22 protein-coding genes and 1 pseudogene are annotated in these 26111 nt (G+C 53.8%); 10 read left to right on the top strand and 13 right to left on the bottom strand.

Annotated elements, in window-relative coordinates:
- Nucleotides 1–13: 13 nt before the first annotated feature.
- The 3 genes from actP to acs all read right to left on the bottom strand — a co-directional run bounded on the left by actP (nucleotide 14) and on the right by acs (nucleotide 4172).
- Complete coding sequence (actP, locus tag ACLJPE_RS18955; RefSeq protein ID WP_000832536.1) at nucleotides 14–1663, bottom strand: cation/acetate symporter ActP; 1650 nt, start codon at nucleotides 1661–1663, stop codon at nucleotides 14–16.
- Entirely contained in the window at nucleotides 1660–1974 is a 315-nt protein-coding gene (locus ACLJPE_RS18960; RefSeq protein WP_000999620.1) for a DUF485 domain-containing protein, read from the bottom strand. Before ACLJPE_RS18960 ends, actP begins: the two co-directional genes overlap by 4 nt.
- 239 nt (nucleotides 1975–2213) lie before the next feature.
- Complete coding sequence (gene acs, locus ACLJPE_RS18965; protein ID WP_000083873.1) at nucleotides 2214–4172, bottom strand: acetate--CoA ligase; 1959 nt, start codon at nucleotides 4170–4172, stop codon at nucleotides 2214–2216.
- 431 nt (nucleotides 4173–4603) lie between these two features.
- Here acs and nrfA point away from each other — a divergent pair, with 431 nt between their 5' ends.
- From nrfA to gltP, 8 genes and pseudogenes are all read left to right on the top strand, one after another.
- Nucleotides 4604–6040 (top strand): ammonia-forming nitrite reductase cytochrome c552 subunit, encoded by a 1437-nt coding sequence (nrfA, locus tag ACLJPE_RS18970; RefSeq protein ID WP_000101775.1) that lies wholly within the window; start codon nucleotides 4604–4606, stop codon nucleotides 6038–6040.
- A gap of 111 nt (nucleotides 6041–6151) precedes the next feature.
- Complete coding sequence (gene nrfB, locus ACLJPE_RS18975) at nucleotides 6152–6718, top strand: cytochrome c nitrite reductase pentaheme subunit (RefSeq protein WP_000115063.1); 567 nt, start codon at nucleotides 6152–6154, stop codon at nucleotides 6716–6718.
- Nucleotides 6715–7386, top strand: a complete 672-nt coding sequence (nrfC, locus tag ACLJPE_RS18980) for a cytochrome c nitrite reductase Fe-S protein (RefSeq protein ID WP_001278026.1) — start codon at nucleotides 6715–6717, stop codon at nucleotides 7384–7386. Before nrfB ends, nrfC begins: the two co-directional genes overlap by 4 nt.
- Nucleotides 7383–8339, top strand: coding sequence for a cytochrome c nitrite reductase subunit NrfD (gene nrfD, locus ACLJPE_RS18985; protein ID WP_000186604.1), 957 nt, complete (start codon nucleotides 7383–7385; stop codon nucleotides 8337–8339). Before nrfC ends, nrfD begins: the two co-directional genes overlap by 4 nt.
- Nucleotides 8332–10068 carry a heme lyase CcmF/NrfE family subunit gene (locus tag ACLJPE_RS18990; RefSeq protein WP_000551711.1) on the top strand — a complete coding sequence of 579 codons (1737 nt, stop codon included), beginning with the start codon at nucleotides 8332–8334 and terminating at the stop codon, nucleotides 10066–10068. The genes nrfD and ACLJPE_RS18990 overlap by 8 nt, the downstream gene beginning before the upstream one ends.
- Nucleotides 10069–10131: 63 nt before the next feature.
- A pseudogene (nrfF, locus tag ACLJPE_RS18995) lies at nucleotides 10132–10570 on the top strand (heme lyase NrfEFG subunit NrfF); the annotation flags it as partial.
- The gene (gene nrfG / locus ACLJPE_RS19000) at nucleotides 10567–11187 is read left to right on the top strand and encodes a heme lyase NrfEFG subunit NrfG (RefSeq protein WP_001609647.1); all 621 of its coding nucleotides are present in this window, start codon (nucleotides 10567–10569) and stop codon (nucleotides 11185–11187) included. The pseudogene nrfF and the gene nrfG, both read left to right, overlap by 4 nt.
- A gap of 344 nt (nucleotides 11188–11531) precedes the next feature.
- Nucleotides 11532–12842 (top strand): glutamate/aspartate:proton symporter GltP, encoded by a 1311-nt coding sequence (gene gltP / locus ACLJPE_RS19005; protein WP_000793278.1) that lies wholly within the window; start codon nucleotides 11532–11534, stop codon nucleotides 12840–12842.
- 157 nt (nucleotides 12843–12999) lie between these two features.
- Here gltP and yjcO read toward each other — a convergent pair whose 3' ends face one another.
- From yjcO to ACLJPE_RS19035, 6 genes are all read right to left on the bottom strand, one after another.
- Nucleotides 13000–13689, bottom strand: coding sequence for a Sel1 family TPR-like repeat protein YjcO (gene yjcO, locus ACLJPE_RS19010; RefSeq protein WP_000803307.1), 690 nt, complete (start codon nucleotides 13687–13689; stop codon nucleotides 13000–13002).
- 176 nt (nucleotides 13690–13865) lie between these two features.
- Entirely contained in the window at nucleotides 13866–16013 is a 2148-nt protein-coding gene (locus ACLJPE_RS19015; RefSeq protein WP_011233236.1) for a formate dehydrogenase H subunit alpha, selenocysteine-containing, read from the bottom strand.
- Nucleotides 16014–16384: 371 nt separating this feature from the next.
- Complete coding sequence (gene lpxO / locus ACLJPE_RS19020) at nucleotides 16385–17293, bottom strand: lipid A hydroxylase LpxO (protein ID WP_000457029.1); 909 nt, start codon at nucleotides 17291–17293, stop codon at nucleotides 16385–16387.
- Nucleotides 17294–17550: 257 nt separating this feature from the next.
- Nucleotides 17551–17985: an aminoalkylphosphonate N-acetyltransferase gene (gene phnO, locus ACLJPE_RS19025; RefSeq protein ID WP_001530527.1), complete on the bottom strand. Its 435-nt coding sequence runs from the start codon at nucleotides 17983–17985 to the stop codon at nucleotides 17551–17553.
- Between the two features lie 151 nt (nucleotides 17986–18136).
- A complete protein-coding gene (gene yjdN, locus ACLJPE_RS19030; protein WP_001131301.1) occupies nucleotides 18137–18580 on the bottom strand; it encodes a VOC family metalloprotein YjdN in 444 nt (147 codons plus the stop codon).
- 119 nt (nucleotides 18581–18699) lie between these two features.
- Complete coding sequence (locus ACLJPE_RS19035) at nucleotides 18700–19035, bottom strand: zinc ribbon domain-containing protein YjdM (RefSeq protein ID WP_000056482.1); 336 nt, start codon at nucleotides 19033–19035, stop codon at nucleotides 18700–18702.
- Between the two features lie 467 nt (nucleotides 19036–19502).
- Here ACLJPE_RS19035 and proP point away from each other — a divergent pair, with 467 nt between their 5' ends.
- On the top strand, nucleotides 19503–21005 hold the full coding sequence (proP, locus tag ACLJPE_RS19040; protein ID WP_000919710.1) for a glycine betaine/L-proline transporter ProP: 1503 nt from the start codon (nucleotides 19503–19505) through the stop codon (nucleotides 21003–21005).
- Between the two features lie 69 nt (nucleotides 21006–21074).
- Nucleotides 21075–21164 (top strand): LpxT activity modulator PmrR, encoded by a 90-nt coding sequence (pmrR, locus tag ACLJPE_RS19045; protein ID WP_000844399.1) that lies wholly within the window; start codon nucleotides 21075–21077, stop codon nucleotides 21162–21164.
- A 7-nt stretch (nucleotides 21165–21171) separates the two neighbouring features.
- Here pmrR and pmrB read toward each other — a convergent pair whose 3' ends face one another.
- The 4 genes from pmrB to adiC all read right to left on the bottom strand — a co-directional run bounded on the left by pmrB (nucleotide 21172) and on the right by adiC (nucleotide 26031).
- The gene (pmrB, locus tag ACLJPE_RS19050; protein WP_071585826.1) at nucleotides 21172–22242 is read right to left on the bottom strand and encodes a two-component system sensor histidine kinase PmrB; all 1071 of its coding nucleotides are present in this window, start codon (nucleotides 22240–22242) and stop codon (nucleotides 21172–21174) included.
- Nucleotides 22243–22251: 9 nt separating this feature from the next.
- A complete protein-coding gene (pmrA, locus tag ACLJPE_RS19055) occupies nucleotides 22252–22920 on the bottom strand; it encodes a two-component system response regulator PmrA (RefSeq protein ID WP_000697894.1) in 669 nt (222 codons plus the stop codon).
- Nucleotides 22917–24560, bottom strand: a complete 1644-nt coding sequence (gene eptA / locus ACLJPE_RS19060; RefSeq protein ID WP_001630070.1) for a phosphoethanolamine transferase EptA — start codon at nucleotides 24558–24560, stop codon at nucleotides 22917–22919. Before eptA ends, pmrA begins: the two co-directional genes overlap by 4 nt.
- Nucleotides 24561–24693: 133 nt before the next feature.
- Complete coding sequence (gene adiC, locus ACLJPE_RS19065; protein WP_000093130.1) at nucleotides 24694–26031, bottom strand: arginine/agmatine antiporter; 1338 nt, start codon at nucleotides 26029–26031, stop codon at nucleotides 24694–24696.
- Nucleotides 26032–26111: the final 80 nt, after the last annotated feature.

Consider the following 26111-nt stretch of genomic DNA (forward strand, 5'->3'; position numbering starts at 1 on the left):
GGAAACGGTAAGATTAATGCGCACGCCCTTGTTGTACGCCGAATCCCGTTTGGGAGCGGATAAACTGAGCGCGGAACTGCTCACGTTCACGGTTGCCTTCTGCCGAGTTATCGGTGGCCGAGAAAAACCAGATCCCCAGGAACGCCACGCTGATAGAGAACAGCGCCGGATACTCATACGGGAAGATCGCTTTTTCGTGGCCGAGGATCTGCACCCAAATGGTAGGGCCAAGAATCATCAGCACCACCGCTGTCAGTAAACCTAACCAGCCGCCCAGCATAGCGCCGCGCGTGGTCAGTTTTGACCAGTACATGGAAAGCAGAATGATAGGGAAGTTGCAGCTCGCGGCGATAGCAAACGCCAGGCCCACCATAAAGGCGATGTTCTGATTTTCAAACAGGACGCCGAGGATAATGGCGATCACGCCCAGCACCAGGACGGTGATTTTCGACACCTTCAGTTCTTCACGTTCGGTTGCGCCTTTGCGGAACACGTTAGCGTACAAATCATGCGACACCGCCGATGCGCCCGCCAGCGTCAGACCGGCAACCACCGCCAGAATGGTGGCAAACGCCACTGCCGAAATAAAGCCGAGGAACAGGTTGCCGCCTACCGCGTTGGCCAGATGCACCGCCGCCATGTTATTGCCGCCAATCAGCGCGCCCGCCGCATCTTTATAGGCGGGATTCGCCCCCACCAGCATGATAGCGCCGAAGCCGATAATAAAGGTCAGAATGTAGAAATAGCCCATAAAACCGGTGGCGTAGAACACGCTCTTGCGCGCTTCGCGGGCATCGCTGACCGTAAAGAAACGCATCAGAATATGCGGCAATCCGGCGGTGCCGAACATCAGTCCCAGACCCAACGACAACGCCGAAATCGGATCTTGCACCAACCCTCCTGGGCTCATAATCGCCGTGCCTTTCGGGTGTACCGCCATGGCTTCGGTAAACAGATTATTGAAGCTAAAGCCGACGTGTTTCATCACCATAAAGGCCATAAAACTGGCACCAAACAGCAACAGGACGGCTTTGATAATTTGCACCCACGTTGTCGCCAGCATCCCGCCGAACAGCACGTACATCATCATCAGCACGCCGACCAGCACCACGGCGATGTGATAGTTGAGGCCGAACAGCAGTTCAATCAGTTTACCGGCGCCGACCATTTGGGCGATGAGATAAAGCGCTACCACTACCAGGGAGCCACAGGCCGAAAGAATACGGATTGGCCCCTGTTTCAGGCGATAAGAGGCAACGTCAGCAAAAGTATAACGTCCCAGATTACGCAGGCGCTCGGCAATCAAAAACAGGATGATTGGCCAGCCGACAAGGAAGCCCAGCGAATAGATCAGCCCGTCATAACCGGAGGTAAACACCAGCGCGGAAATGCCGAGAAATGACGCGGCGGACATATAGTCGCCGGCAATCGCCAGCCCGTTCTGGAACCCGGTGATATTGCCGCCTGCGGTGTAGTAGTCGCTACGGGAACGTACGCGTTTAGAGGCCCAGTAGGTAATACCGAGCGTAAACACGACGAAAATCAAAAACATGATAATCGCCTGCCAGTTGGTGGGCTGGCGTTCAACCGCGCCGCTAATGGCATCCGCCGCATGAGCGGCGAAGGGGAGTGCGGCGGCAAGCGCCGTCAGAACTCTCTTCATAATGCTTTCACCTCATGCAGTACGGCGTTATTAAGACGATCGAATTCGCCGTTCGCCCGCCAGATATAAATTCCGGTCAACACAAAAGAAATCACAATCACCCCGACGCCAATGGGAATTCCTCGGGTGACGCTGGTTCCCGCATGTAGAGGCGTGCCCAGCCAGCCAGGCGCGAAGGCGATCAGTAAAATAAAGCTGATATAAACCGCCAGCATGATAACCGACAGAATCGTGGCAAACCGTTGCCGTTTTTCGACTAATTCCCTGAAACGCGCACTGTCTTCTATCCGCTGATAAATTTGGTCATTCATCACAGAGCTCTCCAGAGGTCCCCCTGCGTCTTTCGCGCTACAGGCGCGTTGGCCGCACTCGCGCGCCCCAGCCACATAGTGAACTATGCTGCTGAGGATGTGCTCGCTTGCCGCCTTCCTGTAACACGAAATCCTTTGGGGGAGGTTTTTTTATATTTCCCTCTCCCGGTTTGAGAGAGGGCAGGGGTAGGGTCGTAGGCCGGATAAAACGCATTCGCGTTGCCATCCGGCATTTATGGTTATGACGGCATCGCGATGGCCTGCTTCTCTTCGAGCAGTTTCTCCACCACGCCAGGATCGGCGAGAGTCGAGGTATCGCCCAGATTGCTGGTATCGCCCGCCGCGATTTTGCGCAAAATGCGGCGCATAATTTTGCCGGAACGGGTTTTTGGCAGTGAGTCGGTCCAGTGCAGCACGTCCGGCGTCGCCAGCGGGCCAATCTCTTTACGTACCCAGTTGCGCACCTCCGCGTACAGTTCTGGCGACGGCTCCTCGCCGTGGTTGAGCGTCACATAAGCGTAAATCGCCTGGCCTTTGATAGCGTGTGGAATACCCACCACCGCCGCTTCGGCGATCTTCGGATGCGCCACCAGCGCTGACTCGATTTCCGCCGTACCCAGACGGTGGCCGGAGACGTTTAACACGTCATCCACGCGACCGGTGATCCAGTAATAGCCGTCTTCATCGCGACGCGCGCCGTCGCCGCTGAAATACATATTCTTAAAGGTAGAGAAATAGGTCTGCTCAAAACGTTCATGATCGCCGAACAGAGTGCGCGCCTGGCCCGGCCAGGAATCGGTGATGACCAGATTGCCTTCCGTCGCGCCTTCTTGCGGATGGCCTTCGTTATCCACCAGCGCAGGCTGTACGCCAAAGAAAGGACGGGTGGCGGAACCGGCTTTCAGTTCGATAGCGCCTGGTAGCGGCGTGATCATAAAACCGCCTGTTTCAGTCTGCCACCAGGTGTCGACGACCGGACATTTTTCCTTGCCGATCTTCTTCCAGTACCATTCCCACGCTTCGGGATTGATCGGCTCGCCGACGGAACCCAGAATGCGCAGTGAAGAACGGTCGGTGCCTTCAATGGCTTTATCGCCTTCCGCCATCAGCGCGCGGATGGCCGTTGGGGCGGTATAGAGAATGTTGACCTGGTGTTTGTCGACCACCTGGCACATGCGAGCGGGCGTTGGCCAATTCGGCACGCCTTCAAACATTAAGGTGGTCGCGCCGCAGGCCAGCGGGCCATACAACAGATAGCTGTGCCCCGTCACCCAACCCACATCGGCGGTACACCAGTAAATATCGCCAGGGTGATAATCAAAGACATACTTAAAGGTGGTCGCGGCGTAGACCAGATAGCCGCCGGTGGTGTGCAGCACGCCTTTCGGCTTGCCGGTGGAGCCGGAGGTATAAAGGATAAACAGCGGATCTTCGGCATTCATCGCTTCAGGCTGGTGCTCAGGGCTGGCTTTTTCAATCAAATCGCGCCACCACAGGTCGCGGTCTTCTTGCCAGTCAATGTCGTTGCCGGTGCGCTTCAGGACGATCACATGCTCAACGCTAGTGACATTCGGGTTTTTCAGCGCGTCATCGACATTCTTTTTCAGCGGGATACTGCGTCCGGCACGTACACCTTCGTCAGCGGTGATCACCAGCCGCGAGCTGGAGTCGATAATGCGTCCGGCGACGGCTTCCGGCGAGAACCCCCCGAAGATCACCGAATGCACCGCACCGATGCGGGCGCAGGCCAACATTGCCACCGCCGCTTCCGGCACCATCGGCATATAAATCGCTACCACATCGCCTTTTTTAATGCCCAGATCCAGCAGTGTATTCGCGAAACGGCAGACATCGCGATGCAGTTCGCGATAAGAGATATGTTTACTCTGCGACGCGTCATCGCCTTCCCAGATAATGGCGGTGCGATCGCCATTTTCCTGCAAATGGCGGTCAAGACAGTTCGCCGCCAGATTCAGCGTGCCGTCCTCGTACCATTTAATCGACACATTGCCTGGCGCAAAGGAGGTGTTTTTCACTTTTTGGTACGGCGTGATCCAATCGAGAATTTTTCCCTGTTCGCCCCAAAACGTATCGGGGTCGTTAATAGACTGTTTATATTTAGTCTCATACTGCTCTGGATTTATCAGGCAACGATCCGCAATGTTGGCGGGAATGGCGTGTTTATGTGTTTGGCTCATGCTGTTGTTCTCCTTGTAGGATGTTAATAATATGTCGCATAAACGTTAAATGTAGGGTCTTAATAAGTTTTGTTTAGTATTTGGGCGACAGATCACGCAAAAAGGGAACTGTGCAAATAAGCAGCAATCTATTTTTTGATTGTGTCCCGCAAAATTAGATAAATTTTCGGGATAACATGACGTTATATGAAATTTTTTAAAAAAGTGATCCGTGTCCGGAAATCAGAAAAGAGAGGGAGTTTTGTCCAGGTTACTAACTCTAAAGTGGTATTTTACATACACTTACAATTGATTAAAGACAACATTTTAAGTGTGGTTATTTGTTACACATAGAGGAGATCAATGTAATAACAGTATTTGTGCGGTTGCTGTTATGGAAAACGATAAAAAATCGCCATTAAAGATAATGGCGCAATCTGGATGAGACCTCTATGGCAAGGAAAACACTACGCGCACGCCGTTTCTTCAGCCTTATATTTCCTTTTTTCTTCATTACCTCTGTTTACGCTGAGCAAACGCCTGAATCCGCAAAAACCGTTACTGTTGAAGCGAAAAATGAAACGTTCGCGCCTCAACACCCCGACCAATATCAGTCATGGAAAGCGACGTCAGAACAGTCTGCCCGTGAAGATGCGCTGGCGGAAGACCCTCGTCTGGTGATCCTGTGGGCGGGCTATCCCTTCTCCCGTGACTACAACAAACCACGCGGCCACGCGTATGCGGTAACTGACGTGCGCGAAACACTGCGTACCGGCGCGCCAAAAACGGCGGAAGACGGCCCGCTGCCGATGGCCTGCTGGAGTTGTAAAAGCCCCGATGTCGCGCGCCTTATCCAACAAGAAGGCGAAGACGGCTACTTCCATGGCAAATGGGCGCGCGGCGGCCCGGAAATTGTCAACGATTTGGGCTGTGCCGACTGTCATAACACCGCGTCGGACGATTTCGCCCAAGGGAAGCCCGCGTTAACGTTGTCGCGCCCCTATGCTGAACGGGCGATGGAGGCTATCGGCAAACCGTTTGATAAAGCGGGACGATTTGATCAGCAATCGATGGTCTGCGGCCAGTGCCACGTGGAGTACTACTTTGACGGTAAAAACAAAGCCGTTAAGTTCCCGTGGGATGAGGGCATGAAGGTCGAAAATATGGAGCAATACTACGACGCCATCGCCTTCTCTGACTGGACTAACTCTCTGTCGAAAACCCCGATGCTCAAAGCGCAGCACCCGGAATATGAAACCTGGAGCGCGGGCATTCACGGTAAGAACAACGTGACCTGTATCGACTGCCACATGCCGAAAGTACAGAACGCCGAAGGCAAGCTCTACACCGACCATAAAATCGGCAACCCGTTCGACAATTTCGCGCAAACCTGCGCCAACTGCCACACCCAGGACAAAGCGTCCCTGCAAAAAGTGGTCGCCGAGCGTAAACAGGCGATTCATGACCTGAAAATCAAGGTTGAAGATCAGCTGGTACATGCGCACTTCGAAGCGAAAGCCGCATGGGATGCGGGGGCGACAGACGCGGAAATGAAACCGATTCTGAACGATATTCGCCACGCGCAGTGGCGTTGGGATCTGGCGATTGCGTCACACGGTATTCATATGCATGCCCCGGAAGAAGGTCTACGGATGTTAGGCAGTGCGATGGATAAAGCCGCGGATGCCCGTACTAAACTGGCGCGACTGCTGGCGACCAAAGGCATTACCCATGAAATTCCGCTGCCGGATATTTCGACGAAAGAGAAGGCGCAGAAAGCGATTGGTTTGAATATGCAACAAATCAACGCGGAGAAGCAGGACTTCCTGAAAACGGTCGTACCGCAGTGGGAAGATCAGGCGCGTAAAAACGGTCTGTTAAGCCAATAACCTCACATGTGACAAATTTGCCGGATGACAGCGCAAGCGCTTTATCCGGCCTACAGAAGTCTTGTAGGCCTTAAAGCTGCGCGCCATCAGGCATTATGTAATGGAGTGAATATGAGCGTATTACGTTCGTTATTAACTGCTGGGGTGCTGGCGTCAGGCCTGTTCTGGAGCCTGAGTGGAATTACTGCCACGCCAACGCCGCAGGAGTCGGATCAACGCTGGACGGTCACCCAGCAGCGTAATCCGGATGCTGCCTGTCTGGACTGTCACAAGCCGGACACCGAAGGTATGCACGGTAAACATACGGGCGCTATCAACCCGAACAATAAATTGCCGATAACCTGTACCAACTGCCACGGTCAACCGTCGCTTCACCACCGTGAAGGGGTGAAAGATGTGATGCGTTTTAACGACCCGATGTATACGGTAGAGCAGCAGAACAGCGTCTGTATGTCCTGCCACTTGCCTGAACAACTGCAAAAAGCGTTCTGGCCGCACGATGTTCATGTTACTAAAGTGACCTGCGCCAGTTGCCATTCCCTGCATCCGCAGCAAGACACGATGCAGACGCTAAACGAGAAAGGGCGGATCAAAATATGCGTGGATTGCCACAGCGATCAGCGTACTAACCCGCACTTTAACCCGGCGTCCGTTCCGTTGCTTAAGGAGCAGCCATGAGTTGCACCCGACGTCAATTTATTACCCGCGTCGGTGCGCTGGCGGCGGTCAGTGGGATGGCAGGACGCGTTGTAGCGAACACGTTGAATATTAATGGCGTGCGTTATGGCATGGTACACGATGAGTCATTATGCATCGGCTGCACGGCCTGCATGGATGCCTGTCGGGAAGTCAACAACGTGCCGGAAGGCGTATCGCGCCTGACGATTATTCGCAGCGAGCCGCAGGGGACGTTTCCGGAGGTGAAATATCGCTTTTTCCGCCACTCGTGCCAGCACTGCGACCATGCCCCCTGCGTTGACGTCTGCCCGACGGGGGCATCATTCCGCGATGCCGCCAGCGGTATTGTCGATGTGAATCCGGACCTTTGCGTCGGCTGCCAGTACTGCATTGCCGCGTGTCCCTACCGCGTGCGCTTTATCCATCCGGTCAGTAAGACGGCGGATAAATGCGATTTCTGCCGGAAAACCAACCTGAAAGCGGGCAAACAGCCCGCCTGCGTTGAGTCATGCCCGACGAAGGCGCTGACGTTTGGTAATCTGGACGATCCCAACAGCGATATCTCCCGTTTGTTGCGGCAAAAAACCACCTATCGTTACAAGCTGGCGTTGGGCACAAAACCGAAGGTCTACCGCGTTCCCTTTAACTATGGGGAGGTGAGCCAATGACACCCGCTTCTGCATTTCATTTTGCATCACTGGTGTGGGACTGGCCCATCGCCATCTATCTGTTTCTGATTGGCATCTCCGCCGGACTGGTCACGTTGGCGATTCTGCTGCGTCGCTTCCATCCGGAGGCGGGTGGTTCGGACAGCACGCTGCTGCGCACTACGCTGGTGTTAGGGCCGGGGGCGATTATTCTTGGTCTGCTGATTCTGGTCTTTCACCTGACGCGCCCGTGGACCTTCTGGAAGCTGATGTTCCACTACAGCTTTACCTCGGTGATGTCGATGGGGGTGATGCTGTTCCAGTTGTACATGGTAGTGCTGGTGCTGTGGCTGGCGAAAATCTTTGAAAAAGAGGTGATTGCCCTGCAGCAGCGTTGGCTGCCGCGGTTAGAGATCGTGCAGAAAGTGTTGGCGCTAATAACGCCGTTTCATCGCGCGCTGGAGACGTTAATGCTGGTGCTGGCGGTCCTGCTCGGGGCGTACACCGGCTTTCTGCTGTCGGCGCTGAAATCCTATCCGTTCCTGAATAACCCGATCCTGCCGGTGCTGTTCCTGTTCTCCGGCATCTCCTCCGGCGCGGCGGTGGCGCTGATCGCTATGGCGTTACGCCATCGTAGCAACCCGCACAGCACCGAGGCGCGCTTTGTGCATCGCATGGAGGTTCCGGTGGTATGGCTGGAAATTTTCCTGCTGGCGGCGTTCTTCGTCGGTCTGGCGCTGGGCGATGACGGCAAAATGCGCGCGCTGGCGGCGGCGCTGGGCGGCGGATTCTGGAGCTGGTGGTTCTGGCTTGGCGTCGTAGGGCTGGGATTGATTATCCCGCTGCTGCTGAAACCCTGGGCAAATCGTAGCGTCACGTTTCACGGCGTGCTGGCCGTTTGCGGCGCCAGTTTGACCGGCGTGCTGCTGCTGCGCTTTTTCATTCTTTATGCGGGACAGCTAACGGTTGCATAATCTGGACATCTTCCTTCCTGAAGCCGGATTTCTGGCGCTGTTGTTGAGTCTCGGGGTCAACGTGTTGACCCCGCTGGCGACGTGGTGCGGGATGGGGCAGCACTGGCGTGGCGTCATGCGCCTGACGACCTGCGGCGCGTGGACGGCGTTCACGCTGCTGCTACTGGCGTTTGCGATTCTGGTTAGCTGTTTTCTGACCAGCGATTTTTCGGTCGTTTATGTTGCGCAGCATAGCCATAGTCAGTTGTCATGGGGACTGAAACTGGCGGCGGTATGGGGCGGTCATGAAGGCTCGCTCCTGCTGTGGGCGCTGCTTCTTTCGGGGTGGACGGCGCTATTCGCCTGGCGCTCCCGGCATGAATCTGACGCGCTTTTTCCGCTGACCCTGAGCATCTTGTCCCTCATTATGGCCTCGCTGCTGCTATTTATTGTGCTGTGGTCCGATCCGTTCCTGCGTATTTTCCCTCCCGCCATGGAAGGGCGCGACCTTAATCCCATGCTGCAACATCTGGGGCTGATCTTACATCCGCCTCTGCTCTATCTGGGTTATGGCGGCCTGATGACCGCGGCGAGCGTAGCGCTGGCTTCGCTACTGTGCGGCGGCTTTAACGCGGCAACCGCCTGGGTGTGCTGGCGCTGGGCGTTACCCGGCTGGTGCGCTCTGACGCTGGGGATCATTCTCGGATCGTGGTGGGCGTATTGCGAACTGGGCTGGGGCGGCTGGTGGTTCTGGGACCCGGTGGAAAATGCCTCGTTGTTGCCGTGGCTTGCCGCCAGCGCCTTGCTGCACAGTCTGTATGTCAGCCGCCAGCGCGGGAGCTTCCGTCACTGGTCGTTGCTGCTGGCGATACTGACGCTGATCCTCTCGTTGCTGGGAACGCTGATTGTGCGTTCCGGCATTCTTGTTTCGGTACATGCTTTTGCGTTAGATAACGTGCGCGCGGTGCCGCTGTTTACCCTTTTTGCCGCGTTAAGTCTGGCATCGCTTGCTCTGTACGGCTGGCGGGCGCGGGAGCCGTATCCGGCGACGCGTTTGGACGGCGGAAAGTGCGAAACGCTCATTCTGGCGACGTTGCTGCTCTTTAGCGCCGTCTTGTTGATCGTGCTGGTCGGGACGCTCTACCCCATGATTTATGGTTTGATGGGCTGGGGAAGGCTTTCGGTGGGCGCGCCCTATTTTAATCGCGTCACGCTGCCGTTTGGTCTGCTGATGCTGGTGGTTATCGTACTGGCGACAATCAGAAGCCGCAAAGTCTCTGTGCATCGTCAGCTTCCGGCATTGCTGGCGCATACGGGCGTATTTATCTTCGCCGCCGGGATCATGGTTTCCAGCGGTAGTCGGCATGAAATCAGCCTTAACCTCAGCCCCAGTCAGCAGGTAGTACTGGCGGGCTATACCTTTCGTTTCGAGCGTCTGGATCTGGAGGCCAAAGGCAACTACACCAGTGAAAAAGCGCGGATCACGTTGTGGCGGAATGAAAAACGCATTGGCAGCCTGCAGCCTGAAAGGCGCTTCTATGCCGCGCGTCGTCAACAGATGATGGAGCCGGGGATTCACTGGAACCTGCTACATGACTGGTACGCGGTGATGGGCGAAAAAACCGGAGCGGATCGTTACGCCATGCGCTTATACGTGCAGACCGGCGTGCGCTGGATCTGGGGTGGGGGATTGTTGATGGTGTGTGGCGCGCTGCTGAGCGGATGGCGGGGGAGGAAGCGTGATGCGTAAATTACTCACAGCGTTGCCGGATGGCGGCGTAAACGCTTTATCCGGCCTACAGGATGCGCAAACCGTAGGCCGGATAAGCGTAGCGCCATCCGGCAGAAAGTTTTTACTCTTAACGATCGTCCTGTTTTTAATCACCTTCGCCACCCACGCCCAGGTGGTGGATACCTGGCGCTTTGACAATCCACAACAGCAGGAAAAAGCGCTGTCTATTGCCAGTCAACTGCGCTGTCCGCAGTGTCAGAACCAGAATTTGCTGGAATCCAATGCGCCCGTGGCGGTCAGTATGCGCCATCAGGTTTACAGCATGGTGGCCGAAGGTAAAAGCGAAGCGGAAATCACCGCCTGGATGACCGACCGTTATGGTGATTTCGTGCGCTACAACCCGCCGTTGAATGAGCAAACGCTGCTGTTGTGGACGCTGCCGTACCTGCTGTTATTGCTGGTGGGTGTGGTGGCCTGGCGGGTGAGAAAGCGTCAGCACGCAGAAAAGGGGGAACAATGAGCCAGTCTGAACACTCCACTGCGCCGTTACGTCCCATGCCCGTAAAGCGTCTGGCGGCTGCGGCGGTGTTGATGGTGGCTGCCTGTGTCGGCGGCTATCTGTTGACGCCGAAATGGCAGGCTGTGCGTAGCGAGCAACAGCGTCTGGCCGATCCGCTACGTGACTTTACGAACCCGCAAACGCCAGAGGCGCAGCTTTCCAGGCTGCAAGAAAAAATCCGCGCCAATCCGCAGGATAGCGAGCAATGGGCGCGGCTGGGCGAGTATTATCTCTATCGCAATGCGTATGACAATGCGCTGCTGGCATATCGTCAGGCGTTGCGTCTGCGAGGCGATAACGCGCAGCTTTTCGCCGCGCTGGCAACGGTGCTGTATTACCAGGCCGGGCAACATATGACGCCTGCGACGCGTGAAATGATTAGTAAAGCGTTAGCGCTGGATGCGACAGAAGTGACCGCGCAGATGCTGCTGGCGGCGGATGCGTTTATGCAGGCGGATTATGCGCAAGCCGTGTCGCTGTGGCAAACCTTACTGGACGCTAACTCGCCGCGAGTGAACCGCGCGCAGCTGGTAGAGGCCATTAATTTGGCTAAATTGTTACAAAATCGGCAGAAATAATTTTTTCTTTTTTGTGACTTTTGTCATGTGTGCTGTTTAAAAAAACGGCGAATGAGACACAAGTAAAAATTAATTACCTCAGTGTATTATTCGTTTTTGACGAAGTAAAAAACTTTCCATAACAAATAGTTATTCATCATTAACGCCATAAACTCGCGTTATTATGCATAAAAACAGCCAAAAGCCCTGTTATGAAAGGGTTGCGCAAGACGCTATGCAAATGATACTGATTATGCGCGTTAAAAAACTCTACAAACCAACGCAACACAAATCATACCCTTTCAGTATGTATTGCTCTCATGCTTTCGGCGGAGAGCAACGCTTCATCGAGGAAGTCTGTTGTTATGAAAAATTTGAAAGTCAGCCTGGCCTGGCAAATTTTGCTGGCTATGGTGCTGGGCATTCTGTTGGGCAGCTATCTGCATTATCACAGTGACAGTCGTGAATGGCTGATTGCCAACCTGCTGTCGCCTGCTGGCGATATCTTTATCCACCTGATTAAAATGATCGTTGTGCCGATCGTGATCTCGACTCTGATTGTCGGCATCGCCGGCGTTGGCGATGCGAAACAGCTAGGCCGTATCGGCGCCAAAACCATTCTCTATTTTGAACTGATCACCACGGTGGCGATTATCCTCGGCATTACGCTGGCGAATGTCTTTCAGCCAGGCTCAGGCATTGATATGTCGCAACTGGCGACCGTCGATATTTCGAAATACCAGAACACCACGGCGGAAGTACAAAGTCATGCGCATGGGCTGATGGGGACAATACTGTCGCTGGTGCCGACCAATATCATCGCATCGATGGCCAAAGGGGATATGCTGCCAATTATCTTTTTCTCGGTCCTGTTTGGGCTGGGGTTGTCGTCCCTGCCGGCAACGCACCGCGAACCGCTGGTGACGGTATTTCGTTCCATCTCTGAAACCATGTTTAAAGTCACCCATATGGTGATGCGCTATGCGCCAGTAGGCGTTTTTGCGCTGATCGCCGTCACGGTAGCGAATTTTGGTTTCGCGTCGCTGTGGCCGCTGGCGAAACTGGTGCTGCTGGTACACTTTGCCATTATCTTCTTTGCGCTGGTGGTGCTGGGCATCGTGGCGCGCCTGTGCGGGTTAAGTATCTGGATTCTGATTCGCATTCTGAAAGATGAATTGATTCTGGCGTACTCGACCGCCAGCTCCGAGAGCGTGCTGCCGCGCATTATCGAGAAGATGGAAGCTTACGGCGCGCCAGCCTCTATCACCAGTTTCGTGGTGCCGACCGGTTACTCATTTAACCTCGACGGCTCCACGTTATACCAGAGCATCGCCGCCATTTTTATCGCGCAGCTATACGGTATCGACCTGTCGCTGTGGCAGGAAATTGTACTGGTGCTGACGCTGATGGTGACGTCGAAAGGGATTGCCGGCGTGCCAGGCGTTTCCTTCGTGGTGTTACTGGCGACGCTGGGCAGCGTGGGCATTCCGCTGGAAGGGCTGGCGTTTATCGCCGGTGTCGACCGTATCCTCGACATGGCGCGTACTGCGCTAAATGTGGTGGGGAATGCGCTGGCGGTGCTGGTGATTGCCAAGTGGGAACACAAGTTTGACCGTAAAAAAGCGCTGGCCTATGAGCGCGACGTACTGGGGAAATTTGATAAGACCGCCCAATAACGGATTGCCGGATGGCGCTTTGCTTATCCGGCCTACAGAGAAAGAAAATGTAGGCCGGATAAGGCGTTCACGCCGTCATCCGACACCCTGCTCCGGGTTGCCTGATGGCGCTACGCTTATCAGGCCTACAACGACTACGTTCATCAGGCAATAAACATCAGCCATTTGTTAGCGTTTCGAACTCTTCGCAACCGGTATCAAACCCTTCCAGACAGCTTAGATTCAACCAGTGCAACGCCTTCTGCTTGTTCTTTTCAATAAAGCCCGGTTCACCGTTTAAAAACATCATTCCCGCCCAGTATTCTGAATAGCCGGTACGGGAAATGGCGGAACTGCGTTTGAAATACCAGGCGGCTTTTTCATCATCGGCGGCAATGCCCACGCCGTTGGCGTAAATCAGGCCAAGCAACATTTGCGCATCCACCGCGGAGTCGTTATCCAGATCTTCAGAGGCCTTTTGCAGCAGCGAGATGGCTTTTGGGTAGTCCGGACGCCCGGCCTGGGTGTTGACCAGGATCCGCGCCAGCGTAATTTCGCCCGCTTTACTGCCCGCGTTAGCCGCCTTTTCAGCCAGCTTTTTCGCGTCGGGATAATCCAGGCTTACCGGATTAGTGATTTTGATTTGCGCCAGTAGCGCGCAGGCGTCGGCGTCGCCATTGTCGGCGGCTTTTTGCGCCCAGTATTCAGCTTTGTTCAAATCGCCATAGCTCAACCAACTGTCGGCCAGAAAATATTGCGCGCGTCTGTCACCTGCCTCTGCTGCCTGCAAATACTGGCTACCCGGCTCAGGATCTGCGGCATGGGCAAAGAATGTCATAAACAACATCAATGCAAGAAGTGGTTTCATTTTGAATTTTATTTAGGGTACGGAAAAGACAGTATAAAGAGATCGTATGGATAAAAAAACAGCCTCCGGGCGGAGGCTGTTATAGGGAAAATGCCTGATGGCGATGCTAATGCATCTAATCAGGCCTACAGTAGACGCAGGCCGAATAAAGCATTCTGATGCCGCCATCCGGCAGATCAACCCATTGCGCTTTCGCGCAGGCGGGTTTTCAGCTTGTTGTACTCATCAATCACATACTGCTCGGCGGCTCGCTGATCGGCGATCGGCTCAACGCGTACGGCGCAGTATTTGTACTCCGGCGTTTTGGTAATCGGGCTGAGGTTTTCAGTCACCAGCTCGTTACAGGCGCCAATCCACCACTGGTAGGTCATGTAAATCGCCCCTTTGTTCGGGCGATCGCTGACCTGCGCGCGGGTGATGATTTTGCCTTTGCGCGAATGAACCCACACCAGCGCTTCATCTTCAATGCCCAGACGCGCGGCGTCGGCGGTATTGATTTGCGCATAGCCCGGTTCATCGGCCAGCGCGGCCAGCGCCGCACAGTTACCGGTCATTGAGCGGCAGGAGTAGTGGCCGACTTCGCGCACCGTCGACAGTACCATCGGGTACTCTTCGGTGAGTTTATCGATAGGCGCTACCCAGTCGCAGGTGAAGAACTGCGCCAGACCGTTGGGGGTATCGAACTTCTCTTTAAAGAGGTACGAGGTTCCCTGATCGGCATCCGACGTGTCGCGGCACGGCCACTGGATATAGCCCAGCTCGCCCATTTTCTCGTAAGTGGCGCCGTAGAAATCCGGGCACAGATGACGCAACTCATCCCAGATCTCCTGGGTGTTGTTGTAGTGCATCGGATAGCCCATCCGGGTGGCGATTTCACTTATAATCTGCCAGTCGGTTTTCAGGTCCCACTTCGGCTCAACGGCTTTAAAGAAACGCTGGAATCCACGGTCAGCCGCAGAGAAGACGCCTTCATGCTCGCCCCACGAGGTGGAGGGTAAAATCACATCCGCCGCCGACGCGGTTTTGGTCATGAAGATATCCTGCACGATGACCAGTTCCAGATCCTCAAACGCTTTACGTACTGCAGAGAGTTCCGCATCGGTTTGCAGCGGATCTTCACCCATAATGTACGCCGCGCGCACTTCGCCATGCGCCGCACGGTGCGGCAGCTCGCTGATGCGATAGCCGGTATGCGCAGGCAGACTTTCTACACCCCAGGCTTTAGCGAACTTCTCGCGATTTTCCGGGAACTTAACGTACTGGTAGCCCGGATAAGTATCCGGCAGCGCGCCCATATCGCACGCACCCTGAACGTTGTTCTGGCCGCGAACCGGGTTAACGCCCGCGCTTGGCTTGCCGAGGTTGCCGGTCAGCATCGCGAGGCTGGTCAGTGAACGCACGGTTTCCACACCCTGATAGAACTGGGTGACGCCCATCCCCCACAAGATCGCTGCGCTTTTCGCGCTGGCATACATCCGCGCCGCCTGACGAATCTCCTGTGCGCTCACGCCAGTGATCTCTTCGACGGACTCCGGCGTATAGCCTTCGACAATCTTGCTGTACTCTTCAAAACCTTCAGTACGGCTGGCGACAAACGCTTTGTCGTACAGGTTTTCTTCAATAATGACATGCCCCATGGCGTTGAGCAGCGCGATATTCGAGCCGTTTTTCAACGCGATATGCATGTCGGCAATGCGCGCGGTTTCAATTTTGCGCGGATCGCAGACGATAATTTTCGCCCCGTTGCGTTTAGCGTTAATCACATGATTCGCCACGATAGGGTGGGAATCCGCCGGGTTATACCCGAAGACGAACACTAAATCAGTGTTATCAATTTCGTTAATCGCATTACTCATTGCGCCGTTACCGACCGATTGGTGCAGACCTGCAACCGATGGGCCGTGTCAGACGCGAGCGCAGCAGTCAACGTTATTGGTACCAATAACGGCGCGTGCGAATTTTTGCATTACATAGTTGGTTTCATTTCCGGTACCGCGAGAGGAGCCGGTTGTCTGGATTGCATCCGGACCGTACTTCGCTTTGATGGCGCTCAAACGTTCAGCGACGTAATTGAGCGCTTCATCCCAGGAAACAGATTCCAGTTTGCCGCCACGCTGGCGACGGATCATTGGGGTTTTCAGGCGCGGGGTCAGGATCTGGGTATCATTAATAAAATCCCAGCCGTAGTAGCCCTTCAGACACAGGGTACCCTGGTTGGTTTTCCCCTGCGCCGCCTCAGCCCGGACGATTTTGCCGTTATCGACCACCAGATTGATTTTGCAACCTGATGCGCAATACGGGCAAACCGTGACGACTTTTTTCATCGGTTTCGCTCCAGTTAATCAAATCGCGCATACGCGCTGTCGCCCTCAGTATGCATGTTTTATGCCACTTTTTTAGTATGGGCTTTCCCTGATATTACGGGCGAATTTTGTTCAAAACCCTGACGAAAAACAGGCTATCGTCAGTTTTGACGTGTCGAAAGAAAATGCCGTATGACATTTATTATGGGGAGAAACGCGGAGCGCAGGCCAGATAGGGCGGAGCCGCCATCCGGCAATCTGCTCTGCCTGAAGTGGGGGTTTTTAATAAATTGTCCGGATGGGGATGGATAGACTCAAGGCCAGGGAACGCGTTGAGACTAACGCCAGGATAGAACGGGCCGCGGCAGGCAGTTCCATACCGCGGCCCGGCTTCAGAGGAGGCTGAAAAGGATTATCGCGGCAAAAATAGCGGCAATAACGAGATATTTCAGCGCGTAATAGAGAGTGCGGTTTTTCTTTTTCAGCCGTTGCCCGGCATCGCGTGCTGCGTGAACGTATTTAAAGATGCGATTAATCGCACCGGTACGATCGTTCTCGTCGTTTGGCGAACTGGCGGCGGACATCAACGATGCGCCGACCCAGTGGTTTACGCTCTGCGCCCAGCGCCATTTCATTGGGCGCTCAATATCGCAAAAGAGGATAATACGTGTCTGCTCAGTTTTATTTTCCGCCCAATGAACGTAGGTTTCGTCGAAGATGACGGCTTCGCCGTCGCGCCAGCTATGGCGCTGTCGATCAACTTCAATAAAACAGCGGTCATCATTCGGTGTGCTTAATCCAAGATGGTAACGTACTGAACCGGCATAGGGGTCGCGATGTTTTCCCAGATAGGCCCCGGGAGGCAACTCGGCGAACATCGCCGCTTTGATAGAGGGGATGCTGTTGACCAGCTTTGTCGTTATCGGGCATAACGTTTCCGCCGACGGGTGGGCATCGGAATACCATTTAAGGTAAAACCGTTTCCAGCCGCGCTTGAAAAAGGTGTTGAATCCGGCGTCGTTATTGGCCTGCGCGGCTTTTATGTGATGCTGAAGCCGTAGCGCCTCTTCACGAATCACCTGCCAGTTTTCCGTCAGCTTCTGCAGCTCTGGAAATGCCGTGGTATCAAAGTACGGCTGCTTTGCCGGTAACGTTGAGAAGCGAGTCATGAACATATTGATCGGCGCCATAAACGTCGAGTGGTCAAAGAGCTGACGGGAAAGCTTTTGTTTTTCCACCCCGCGTGAATGCGCATAAATGACGCTGATAATAAAAATACCGATAATGATTGCTGCGAACATAACGTCACTGTCCTTCTAAGAAAACCTCATCCCGGGATTTTCAGGCAACCCTCCCGGTGATGCCAAAGAGAAAAGTGTAGTTCGTTGACAATAAATTTACATTTATACAACTTAAAAGGGCCATTTTTGTTAAAGAAGCGAGTCAGCCCGTTTAATCTTTATCCAGGCTTGCCGACAGTAGAATTAAGATGGCTCCGCTACTTCACCCGGTGACGGTTGATTACGTTATGTCTTATCTCCCGATGACGGCTGCCAGATCACAATGCTTTCGTAAACCGAAAATGACTTTGCTTGTAACCTTCGCGAACATAAAAACGGTGTGCATCGCGGCGTTTAATATTTGTGGAAAGCTCCGTTAGCTCGGCGCCCGCCTGACGTGCTTCTTCTTCTGCCCAGGCCAGAAGCTGACTGCCAACTTTTTGTCCCCGCATCTGCGGTAATACCACCAGCTCCTGAATTTCGCCAATCCAGTTGGCATGATGGAGATGAAACTGCATATGCAGGCTGATCATGCCGACTACCTCTCCGTTGCGCAGCGCTAAACGATAATGAAAGTTGGGGTCCAGTAAATTAGCGGCGAACCCATCCCTGAAAGCCTGATAATCAAGCTCATCTTTAAGTAACTCACAGATAAGCGCGTAAACAGAATCGGTATCCTCTGTTGTCGCGTGGCGTAATTCACAGACTGGCATAATGTCCTCCCGATGCTTCATCAGGATCAACCATCTTTCGCCAGACTGTAACAAACTACCGTCATTATTTATTCTATGGCAGTTAAACGGCGGATAACGTGCAGCCAAAGATCACTCTGATGGCAAGGGGGAGGGCGAGCCTCCCGGGGAGTTAGGTGGCAGGCTGATGTTTAACCACGTTAATCATCCACGGCACACCGAAACGATCGCTGACCTTGCCGAACCCCTGCGCCCAGAAGGTCTCCTGCCAGTCCATTTCGATTTGCCCTTGTGCGGCAAGGTTATCAAACCAGCGCTTCCCTTCTGCTACATCCTGGGTATCAAGCACCAGCGTAAAGCCGGAATAATGCGCCGTTCCCGACGCGCTGGCATCACTCATCATGATATCGCTGCCGGCAATGCGCATGTTGGCGTGGGCGATAGCAGTATCGGGAAAGCGCATTCCTGACGGGCAGCCCTCTTCGTTATCCGCCGCCGAGGGGGGCATTTCACCGAAGCTGAGTTTATAAAGCAGTTCTGCGCCTAACGTTTGTTGATAATACGCGATGGCGTCGGCACAGTTGCCGGCAAAAGAGAGATAGGGACTTAACGGCATGATGGTTACCTCAGGTAAGAGATGCTCGTTAAGTGTAGTTCGAAATTGGCACAATATTGTCGGTGGCAGGCCCGCTCAGGCCCGGTAAGCGAGGCGCTACCGGGCAATGACACGGTAAATCAGTTCTTTTTCACGAACTCGGATTTCAGTTTCATCGGGCCAAAACCATCGATTTTGCAGTCGATGTTATGGTCGCCTTCAACCAGACGAATATTCTTCACTTTGGTGCCGATTTTCAGCATGGAAGAGCTGCCTTTTACTTTCAGATCTTTCACGATGGTGACGCTATCGCCGTCCGCCAGCAGGTTGCCGTTGGCGTCTTTGACAATCAGCTCATCGCTCTCCTGAGCGGGTTCCGCATCGTTCCATTCGTGAGCGCATTCCGGGCAGATGAACATGCCGTTATCTTCGTAGGTATATTCGGAGTTACATTGCGGGCAGTGGGGTAATGACATGTTGGTATCCTCAAAAAGTCAGCGGGGGCAAACGCGCCCAAAAATGGCAGATCGCCGAAAAAGGCCGCAATTATACACAAAATCCTTAGCGTTGTCGGGACTATTGCCGCTTTTATAAAAGGGTCAGCGCAACGACAGTCAGCAATGGTTTACACTCAAATAACCGCTTTTTTACTGTCACCACAGCGCATTAGGGCGTCCTTATTTACACCTTTTGACCGAATTGACATATATGTGTGAAGTTGATCACATATTTAAACCCTGTTAGGGTAAAAAGGTCATTAACTGCCCATTCAGGCGTCAACAGGTTCGGTTGTACAGTCCGTAACCGGACAGTGTAAGTAAACCTGCTACGCTTGTATGAGGGAGAGCGTTCGCGCCCCTCCCTCCGCTCGACGGCGACGCTGGCGCGGTATGCCAGTGCCCGCCGTATATAGCGCTACAGGGCTTAGCCTATGAGGACAGCTATGCTGAAAAGGAAAAAAATAAAACCGATTACACTGGGCGATGTGACCATCATTGATGACGGTAAACTTCGCAAAGCGATTACCGCCGCCTCGCTGGGCAACGCGATGGAGTGGTTTGATTTTGGTGTTTATGGATTTGTTGCCTACGCGTTGGGTAAAGTCTTTTTCCCCGGTGCCGATCCCAGCGTCCAGATGATTGCCGCGCTGGCCACGTTTTCCGTTCCCTTCCTGATTCGTCCGCTCGGCGGGTTATTCTTTGGTATGCTCGGCGATAAATACGGGCGCCAGAAGATCCTGGCGATCACGATTGTGATTATGTCGATCAGTACTTTCTGTATCGGGTTAATTCCCTCTTACGCGACGATCGGTATCTGGGCGCCAATACTGTTGTTGCTATGTAAAATGGCGCAGGGCTTCTCGGTTGGCGGGGAATATACCGGCGCGTCGATCTTTGTCGCGGAATATTCGCCGGATCGTAAACGCGGATTTATGGGAAGCTGGCTGGATTTTGGTTCCATCGCCGGGTTCGTGCTGGGCGCGGGCGTGGTGGTCTTAATCTCAACGATTGTCGGCGAGGAGAATTTCCTGGAGTGGGGCTGGCGTATTCCGTTCTTTATCGCCCTGCCATTGGGAATTATTGGTCTCTACTTACGCCATGCGCTGGAAGAGACGCCAGCGTTTCAGCAGCACGTGGATAAACTGGAGCAGGGCGACCGCGAAGGGCTGCAGGATGGGCCGAAAGTCTCCTTTAAAGAGATTGCCACCAAACACTGGCGTAGCCTGTTGTCATGTATCGGTCTGGTGATTGCCACCAACGTGACCTACTACATGCTGCTCACCTACATGCCGAGCTACCTGTCGCATAACCTGCACTATTCTGAAGATCACGGCGTGTTGATTATCATCGCCATTATGATCGGGATGCTGTTTGTGCAGCCAGTGATGGGGCTGCTGAGCGACCGTTTCGGTCGACGTCCATTTGTGATTATGGGCAGCATTGCGCTGTTTGCGCTGGCGATCCCGGCCTTCATCCTGATTAACAGTAACGTTATTGGCCTGATTTTTGCCGGTTTGTTGATGCTGGCGGTGATTCTGAACTGCTTTACCGGGGTGATGGCCTCGACATTGCCGGCGATGTTTCCGACGCATATTCGTTACAGCGCGCTGGCGGCGGCTTTTAATATCTCTGTATTGATTGCCGGTCTGACGCCAACGCTGGCGGCCTGGCTGGTGGAAAGCTCGCAGGATCTGATGATGCCGGCGTATTATTTGATGGTCATCGCGGTGATAGGCTTGATTACCGGTATTTCCATGAAAGAGACGGCCAATCGTCCGTTAAAAGGCGCAACGCCAGCGGCGTCGGACATCCAGGAAGCGAAGGAAATTCTGGGCGAGCATTACGATAATATTGAGCAGAAAATCGACGACATCGATCAGGAAATCGCGGAACTGCAGGTCAAACGTTCGCGTCTGGTACAGCAACATCCGCGTATCGATGAATAAATTTCGCGCTTAAGGTTCGCTTAATCTCTCGCGGGCATACTCTCCTCCATACCTTTGGAGGAGAGCGTCATGAAAAGCTATATTTATAAAAGTTTGACGACCCTGTGTAGTGTGCTGATTGTCAGCAGTTTTATCTATGTGTGGGTCACGACGTATTAAACGCCTGTTATGCCTTTTTCAACATCACCCAGGCACGGGTGCCTGTTCTTTCCGTACGGTTTTGCAGGAAAAACTGTCCCTGATGTAGCTGGGTGATGCGGCTGACGATACTCAGCCCCAGGCCAATTCCGCCATAACGGCTGTCCATCCGCACGAACGCTTCGCTTAGCTTCCCGCATTTGCTTTCATCAATACCCGGCCCCTCGTCTTCGACCGCCATAATAGCGTCGGGGTCGGCGCTAATGTGGATAGTGATATGGGTTCCTTCAGGGCTATAGCGATGCGCGTTTTCCACCAGATTTCGCAGCAGCATACGCAGTAACGTCGCGTCACCGCGCACCACCACGTCCGCCGCGCTTTCCGGCAGCAACAGAGTTTGCTGACGCGTTTCCAGCATGGTGTTCAGCTCATCGTAGGAGGGGAGGATCACATCTTCCAGCAGTTTTACTTCCTGATAATTCCCGGAAGAGAATGACTGGCCCACGCGCGCCAGTTGCAGAAGCTGGGAGACGCTATCCATCATCTGGTCAAGACGGGCGATAAGCGGCGCGACATCAACATTGTGGGTTTTTGACAATAATTCCAGATGCAAACGCACCCCCGACAGCGGCGTGCGTAGCTCATGGGCCACATCGGCGGTAAAAAGGCGTTCATTGTCGAGCGTGGTGGTCAAACGCGTAACCAGTTGATTGATCGCCGAGACAACGGACTCAATCTCAAGCGTGGAGCTGTGAATGGCGATCGGCGTCAGATTATCCGCCGTCCGCGCTTCCAGCTCTTTTTGCAGTTCGGCGAGTGGGCGGGTAATACGCCGTACCGCCTGGTAGCAAACAAGCAGCGTCAGGCTAACCATAAATATGCTGGGGACGATCAGGCTGGCGACCGCCTCGCGAATTTCGTGCATGATATGGCGATCGTTGTTGCGATTATCCCGCAGCGCCTGCTCGAACAGTTGGATTTGCTCAGTGCTTTCATGCCATAACCAGAAGGTACTGATTAGCTGGAACACCAGCAGAATAAGACCAATTGTCAGAGTTAAACGCTGGCGAAGGGTCATCGCTCTTCGCTGAAAACGCATCAGGCTCACTTAGCTTTCCTCAGTGGCAACCAGCATGTAGCCAAACCCGCGAACCGTGCGAATGCGCGACTTGCCGACTTTGTCGCGCAAATTATGTATATGCACTTCCAGAGTGTTGGTCGAGGGTTCGTTATCCCAGTTGTAGATATCGTTATAAAGAATTTCCCGGTGCACCGGACTGCCTGCCTTGAGCATCAACCGTGAGAGCAACGCGTACTCCTTAGGCGTCAGGGTCAGTTCCTGTCCATCCCTCCATGCCTGATGGCGGCCTATATTGAGCGTCAGATTGCCAACCGTCAGTTCACTTTCACCCTGGTTATTATGGCGGCGCAGCAGCGCGCGGATGCGGGCGTGCAACTCCTCCAGGGCGAAGGGTTTTACCAGATAATCATCTGCGCCGACATCCAGCCCGCTAATGCGATCGTTGAGCGTATCGCGGGCGGTCAGAATGAGTACCGGCAGAGTATATTTTTTCTGTCGGATTCGCGTCAGGAAATGCAGGCCATCCTCATCGGGCAGCCCTAAATCCAGCACCATCAGACTGTAATGACCAGACTCCAGACTATGCTCGGCGGCACGCGCTGTCGAAACGCCATCACACGCATAGCCTTCGGTTTGCGCGGCGAGTATTAACCCCTGTAATAATAGCGTGTCGTCTTCAACAATCAGTATCTTCATTCGCTTAGTCTCCTGCACGGTTGCAGAATATCATCTGCGGCCTGGTAATACGTCGTTTGTACGCCGGTTAATCCCAGCATGGTTGAGAAAAGATTGTCCTGTGAATAATCCAGCGTGCTCGCCCGTTTTTGCAGGCAGGCCTGATCCACCTGATAACGCTGTTGATAATCTTTAGAAAGCCAAATGAGCATCGGGACATGTTTTTGCGTATCCGGCGCAATGGAATACGGCAGACCGTGTAAATAAACGCCATTTTCACCCAATGATTCGCCGTGATCGGAAAGATACACCAGGCTGGTTGTGAATTTATCCTGATGAGATTTCAGCAGGTTAATGGCTTTATCTACAATATAGTCCACGTACAGCACGGTATTATCATAGGTGTTGATCAACTGCTGTTGGGAACAGTTCTGAATTTCGTTAGTGTCACAGGTTGGGGTAAATTTTTTAAACTGCGGTGGATAACGGTTGTAATAGGTTGGGCCGTGGCTGCCGATGGTATGTAGTACAATAACGCCATCGCCTTTCAAATGGTCGATATAGTCTTCCAGACCGTGGAATAACACCTCATCGTAGCACTCGCCGTCGATACATTGTCCGGGCAGGTTTAGCTCGGTGACATTTTGATGCGGAACGCGATCGCATGCGCCTTTACAGCCGCCGTCATTATCATTCCACAGTACGTTAATCCCCGCGCGCTGGATAATATCCAGTAGCCCTTCCTGGTGATGCGCCAGCTCTTCGTCATAATGTTTGCGCGGCATATCAGAAAACATGCAGGGAACGGAGATCGCGGTCGCCGTACCGCAAGAGGTGGTATGCGGGAAATAGATTACATCGTCTTTCGCCAGCCGCGGATTGGTGTCGCGCGGATAGCCGCCAAGAGAGAAATCATCGCCGCGCGAGGTTTCGCCAACGATAAGAATCGTCAGGTTTTTGCGATCGCCTTTCAGCATTAATGGATTGCGATGGGCATCCTCGCCAATGCGTACCAGCGGCAAATTCGCCAGCCGTTGATGCGAATACCATGACCAACTGGCGACAATACTGTTCGATGGGCTTAACGCTTTGATCAACTGTTTATTATTTCGAAATAGCGAGGCGTAATCTTTATAGAAAAAGGCGGCGACCAGAATAACTAATAAAATAGAGATCAGGACGCTGGCCAGGCGGTAAAGCCCGCTACGTAAGCGCGGCGTCGCCGGGCGGATTTTGACCCAGAAGGCAATCACGGCGGCCAGAACGCCGCTTAATCCCAGCGTCAGCACCATTCTCGGCGTCATCAGCGCAAAGGTTTCCGCAGGCGTGGTATCCATCATATTGGCGATCATGGAGCGATCGATGATGATGCCGTAAGTCAAAATAAAATACTGCGCGGCAGCGCCGACCAGAATAAAAACGCAGGCCAGCAGTCGGTTTAGCCAAATAAATGAGGCCAGCGTTAGCACACTATTGACCACGCTAAACGCGACGACCGGCATGGAAATAAACACCAGCACATTGCGCAGCGAGTTTAACGGTAGGTCTTGTAGTACCTGCTTGTAGAACGCAATGTTCAGGCAGACGGCAATATAAAAGGAAAAAAGCAGAAGCCAGGCGATTTGCCCAAGAACAGGTCTTTTAAGAAAGCGCTTTAACATGTTGATGCGTCCATCGATTCGGTGACGCTAATCGTGACAAAGTAAAATTAAGTGAACCTTAAGAACTTAATGTTGGTGGCGGCCGGATAACCTGCGCTATCCGGCCTGTTGCGATAACATTAACTACACGTGGTCAATCCTGTTTAACCGGCGCATCCAGCGGATACGGGTTTTTGTGAATGCGGTTGTAGTTCAACGCATACAGCGCGGTGATCACCATCAACGTGACGAACGACCACATCACTTCTTTGGCGCCGGAACCGATGACCGCCCAGATGCAATACACAAACGCGACGAAGGTAATCAGCAGATACAGCGGGCGCGCTTTACCAAAGTGGCCGTGGCCCAACAGCAACAGCGCGGCACAGGTGTAAAGATAAGGCACCAGGGTGAAGATAACCGACACGGAGGAGACCAGACCAAACTCTTTCGCGGCGTTCGGCGACATACTGCTGAACTGGAAGATAGTCATCAGCACGCCGACGATAAGCAACCCAGCCACTGGCGTACCGGCTTTATTAACCCGCGCGAAGATCGGCGGGAAGAGACCATCGTCCGCCGCCGCTTTTGCGGTTTGACCGGCAAGCAGCGTCCAGCCGCCGAGAGAGCCCAGGCAACCAGCTGCCGCACAGAAGGAAACAATAGCCCCTGCGGTATCGCCCAGCGCCATACGCGCCGCGTCACCGAAAGGCGATGCCGATACACGCAGCGCCGCGTTGGGGATCATCCCCATAATCGCCGTTGTGGAGAGTACATAGCAGACGGCGGCGATCAGTACCCCGCCGATGGTGGCGATAGGCACGTTGCGTTTCGGGTTTTTGACCACACCGGCCGCAACGGAGGCGCTTTCTACCCCGATGAATGACCACAGCGTAACGTTCAACGTGCTTTGAATTGCGCCGAAGGTATTCATGCCGCTCACGTTCCAGGCCGCCATATAGGTTTCGCCTTTAAACCAGAACCAGCCGAAGACCGCAATCCCTACGATAGGCACCAGCGCCAGTACGGTGGCGACGGCCTGTACGCGGGTAATCATTTTCGGCCCGACGATGTTCAGCAGAACAAAAATCCACAGCACCGCGACGCAGGTAAGCGTTAATACCAGCGGATCTTTCAGAATCGGGAAGAAATAGCTCAGATAGCCGACGCCGATAACGACCATCGCGATATTACCGATCCAGCATGCCAGCCAGTACAGCACGTTCGTTTGATAGCCCAAAAACGGCCCGAAGCAGCGGCGTGCGTAGGCATAGGAACCGCCGGGACTGGGATCTAAGGACGACATTTTGGCATAAACCATCGACAGCGCCAGGGCGCCGATGATAGTGACCAGCCATCCGTAGATTGCAATCCCGCCAGTGGCCGCCAGGTTGGCAGGGAGTAAGAATACCCCTGAACCCATAATATTCCCCGATACCATTAAGGTGACGGGGATTAGGCCCACTTTGTGAGCATCAGCATCCGAAGACATAATTTGGACTCCTGAAAAGGTGACTTCGTTACGATAAATTACGTCGTATCATACCCCCTCAGAATGCCGCTGAATTATGT

This window comes from Salmonella sp. SAL04196 (genome assembly GCF_046550835.1).
Lineage (GTDB): Bacteria > Pseudomonadota > Gammaproteobacteria > Enterobacterales > Enterobacteriaceae > Salmonella > Salmonella enterica.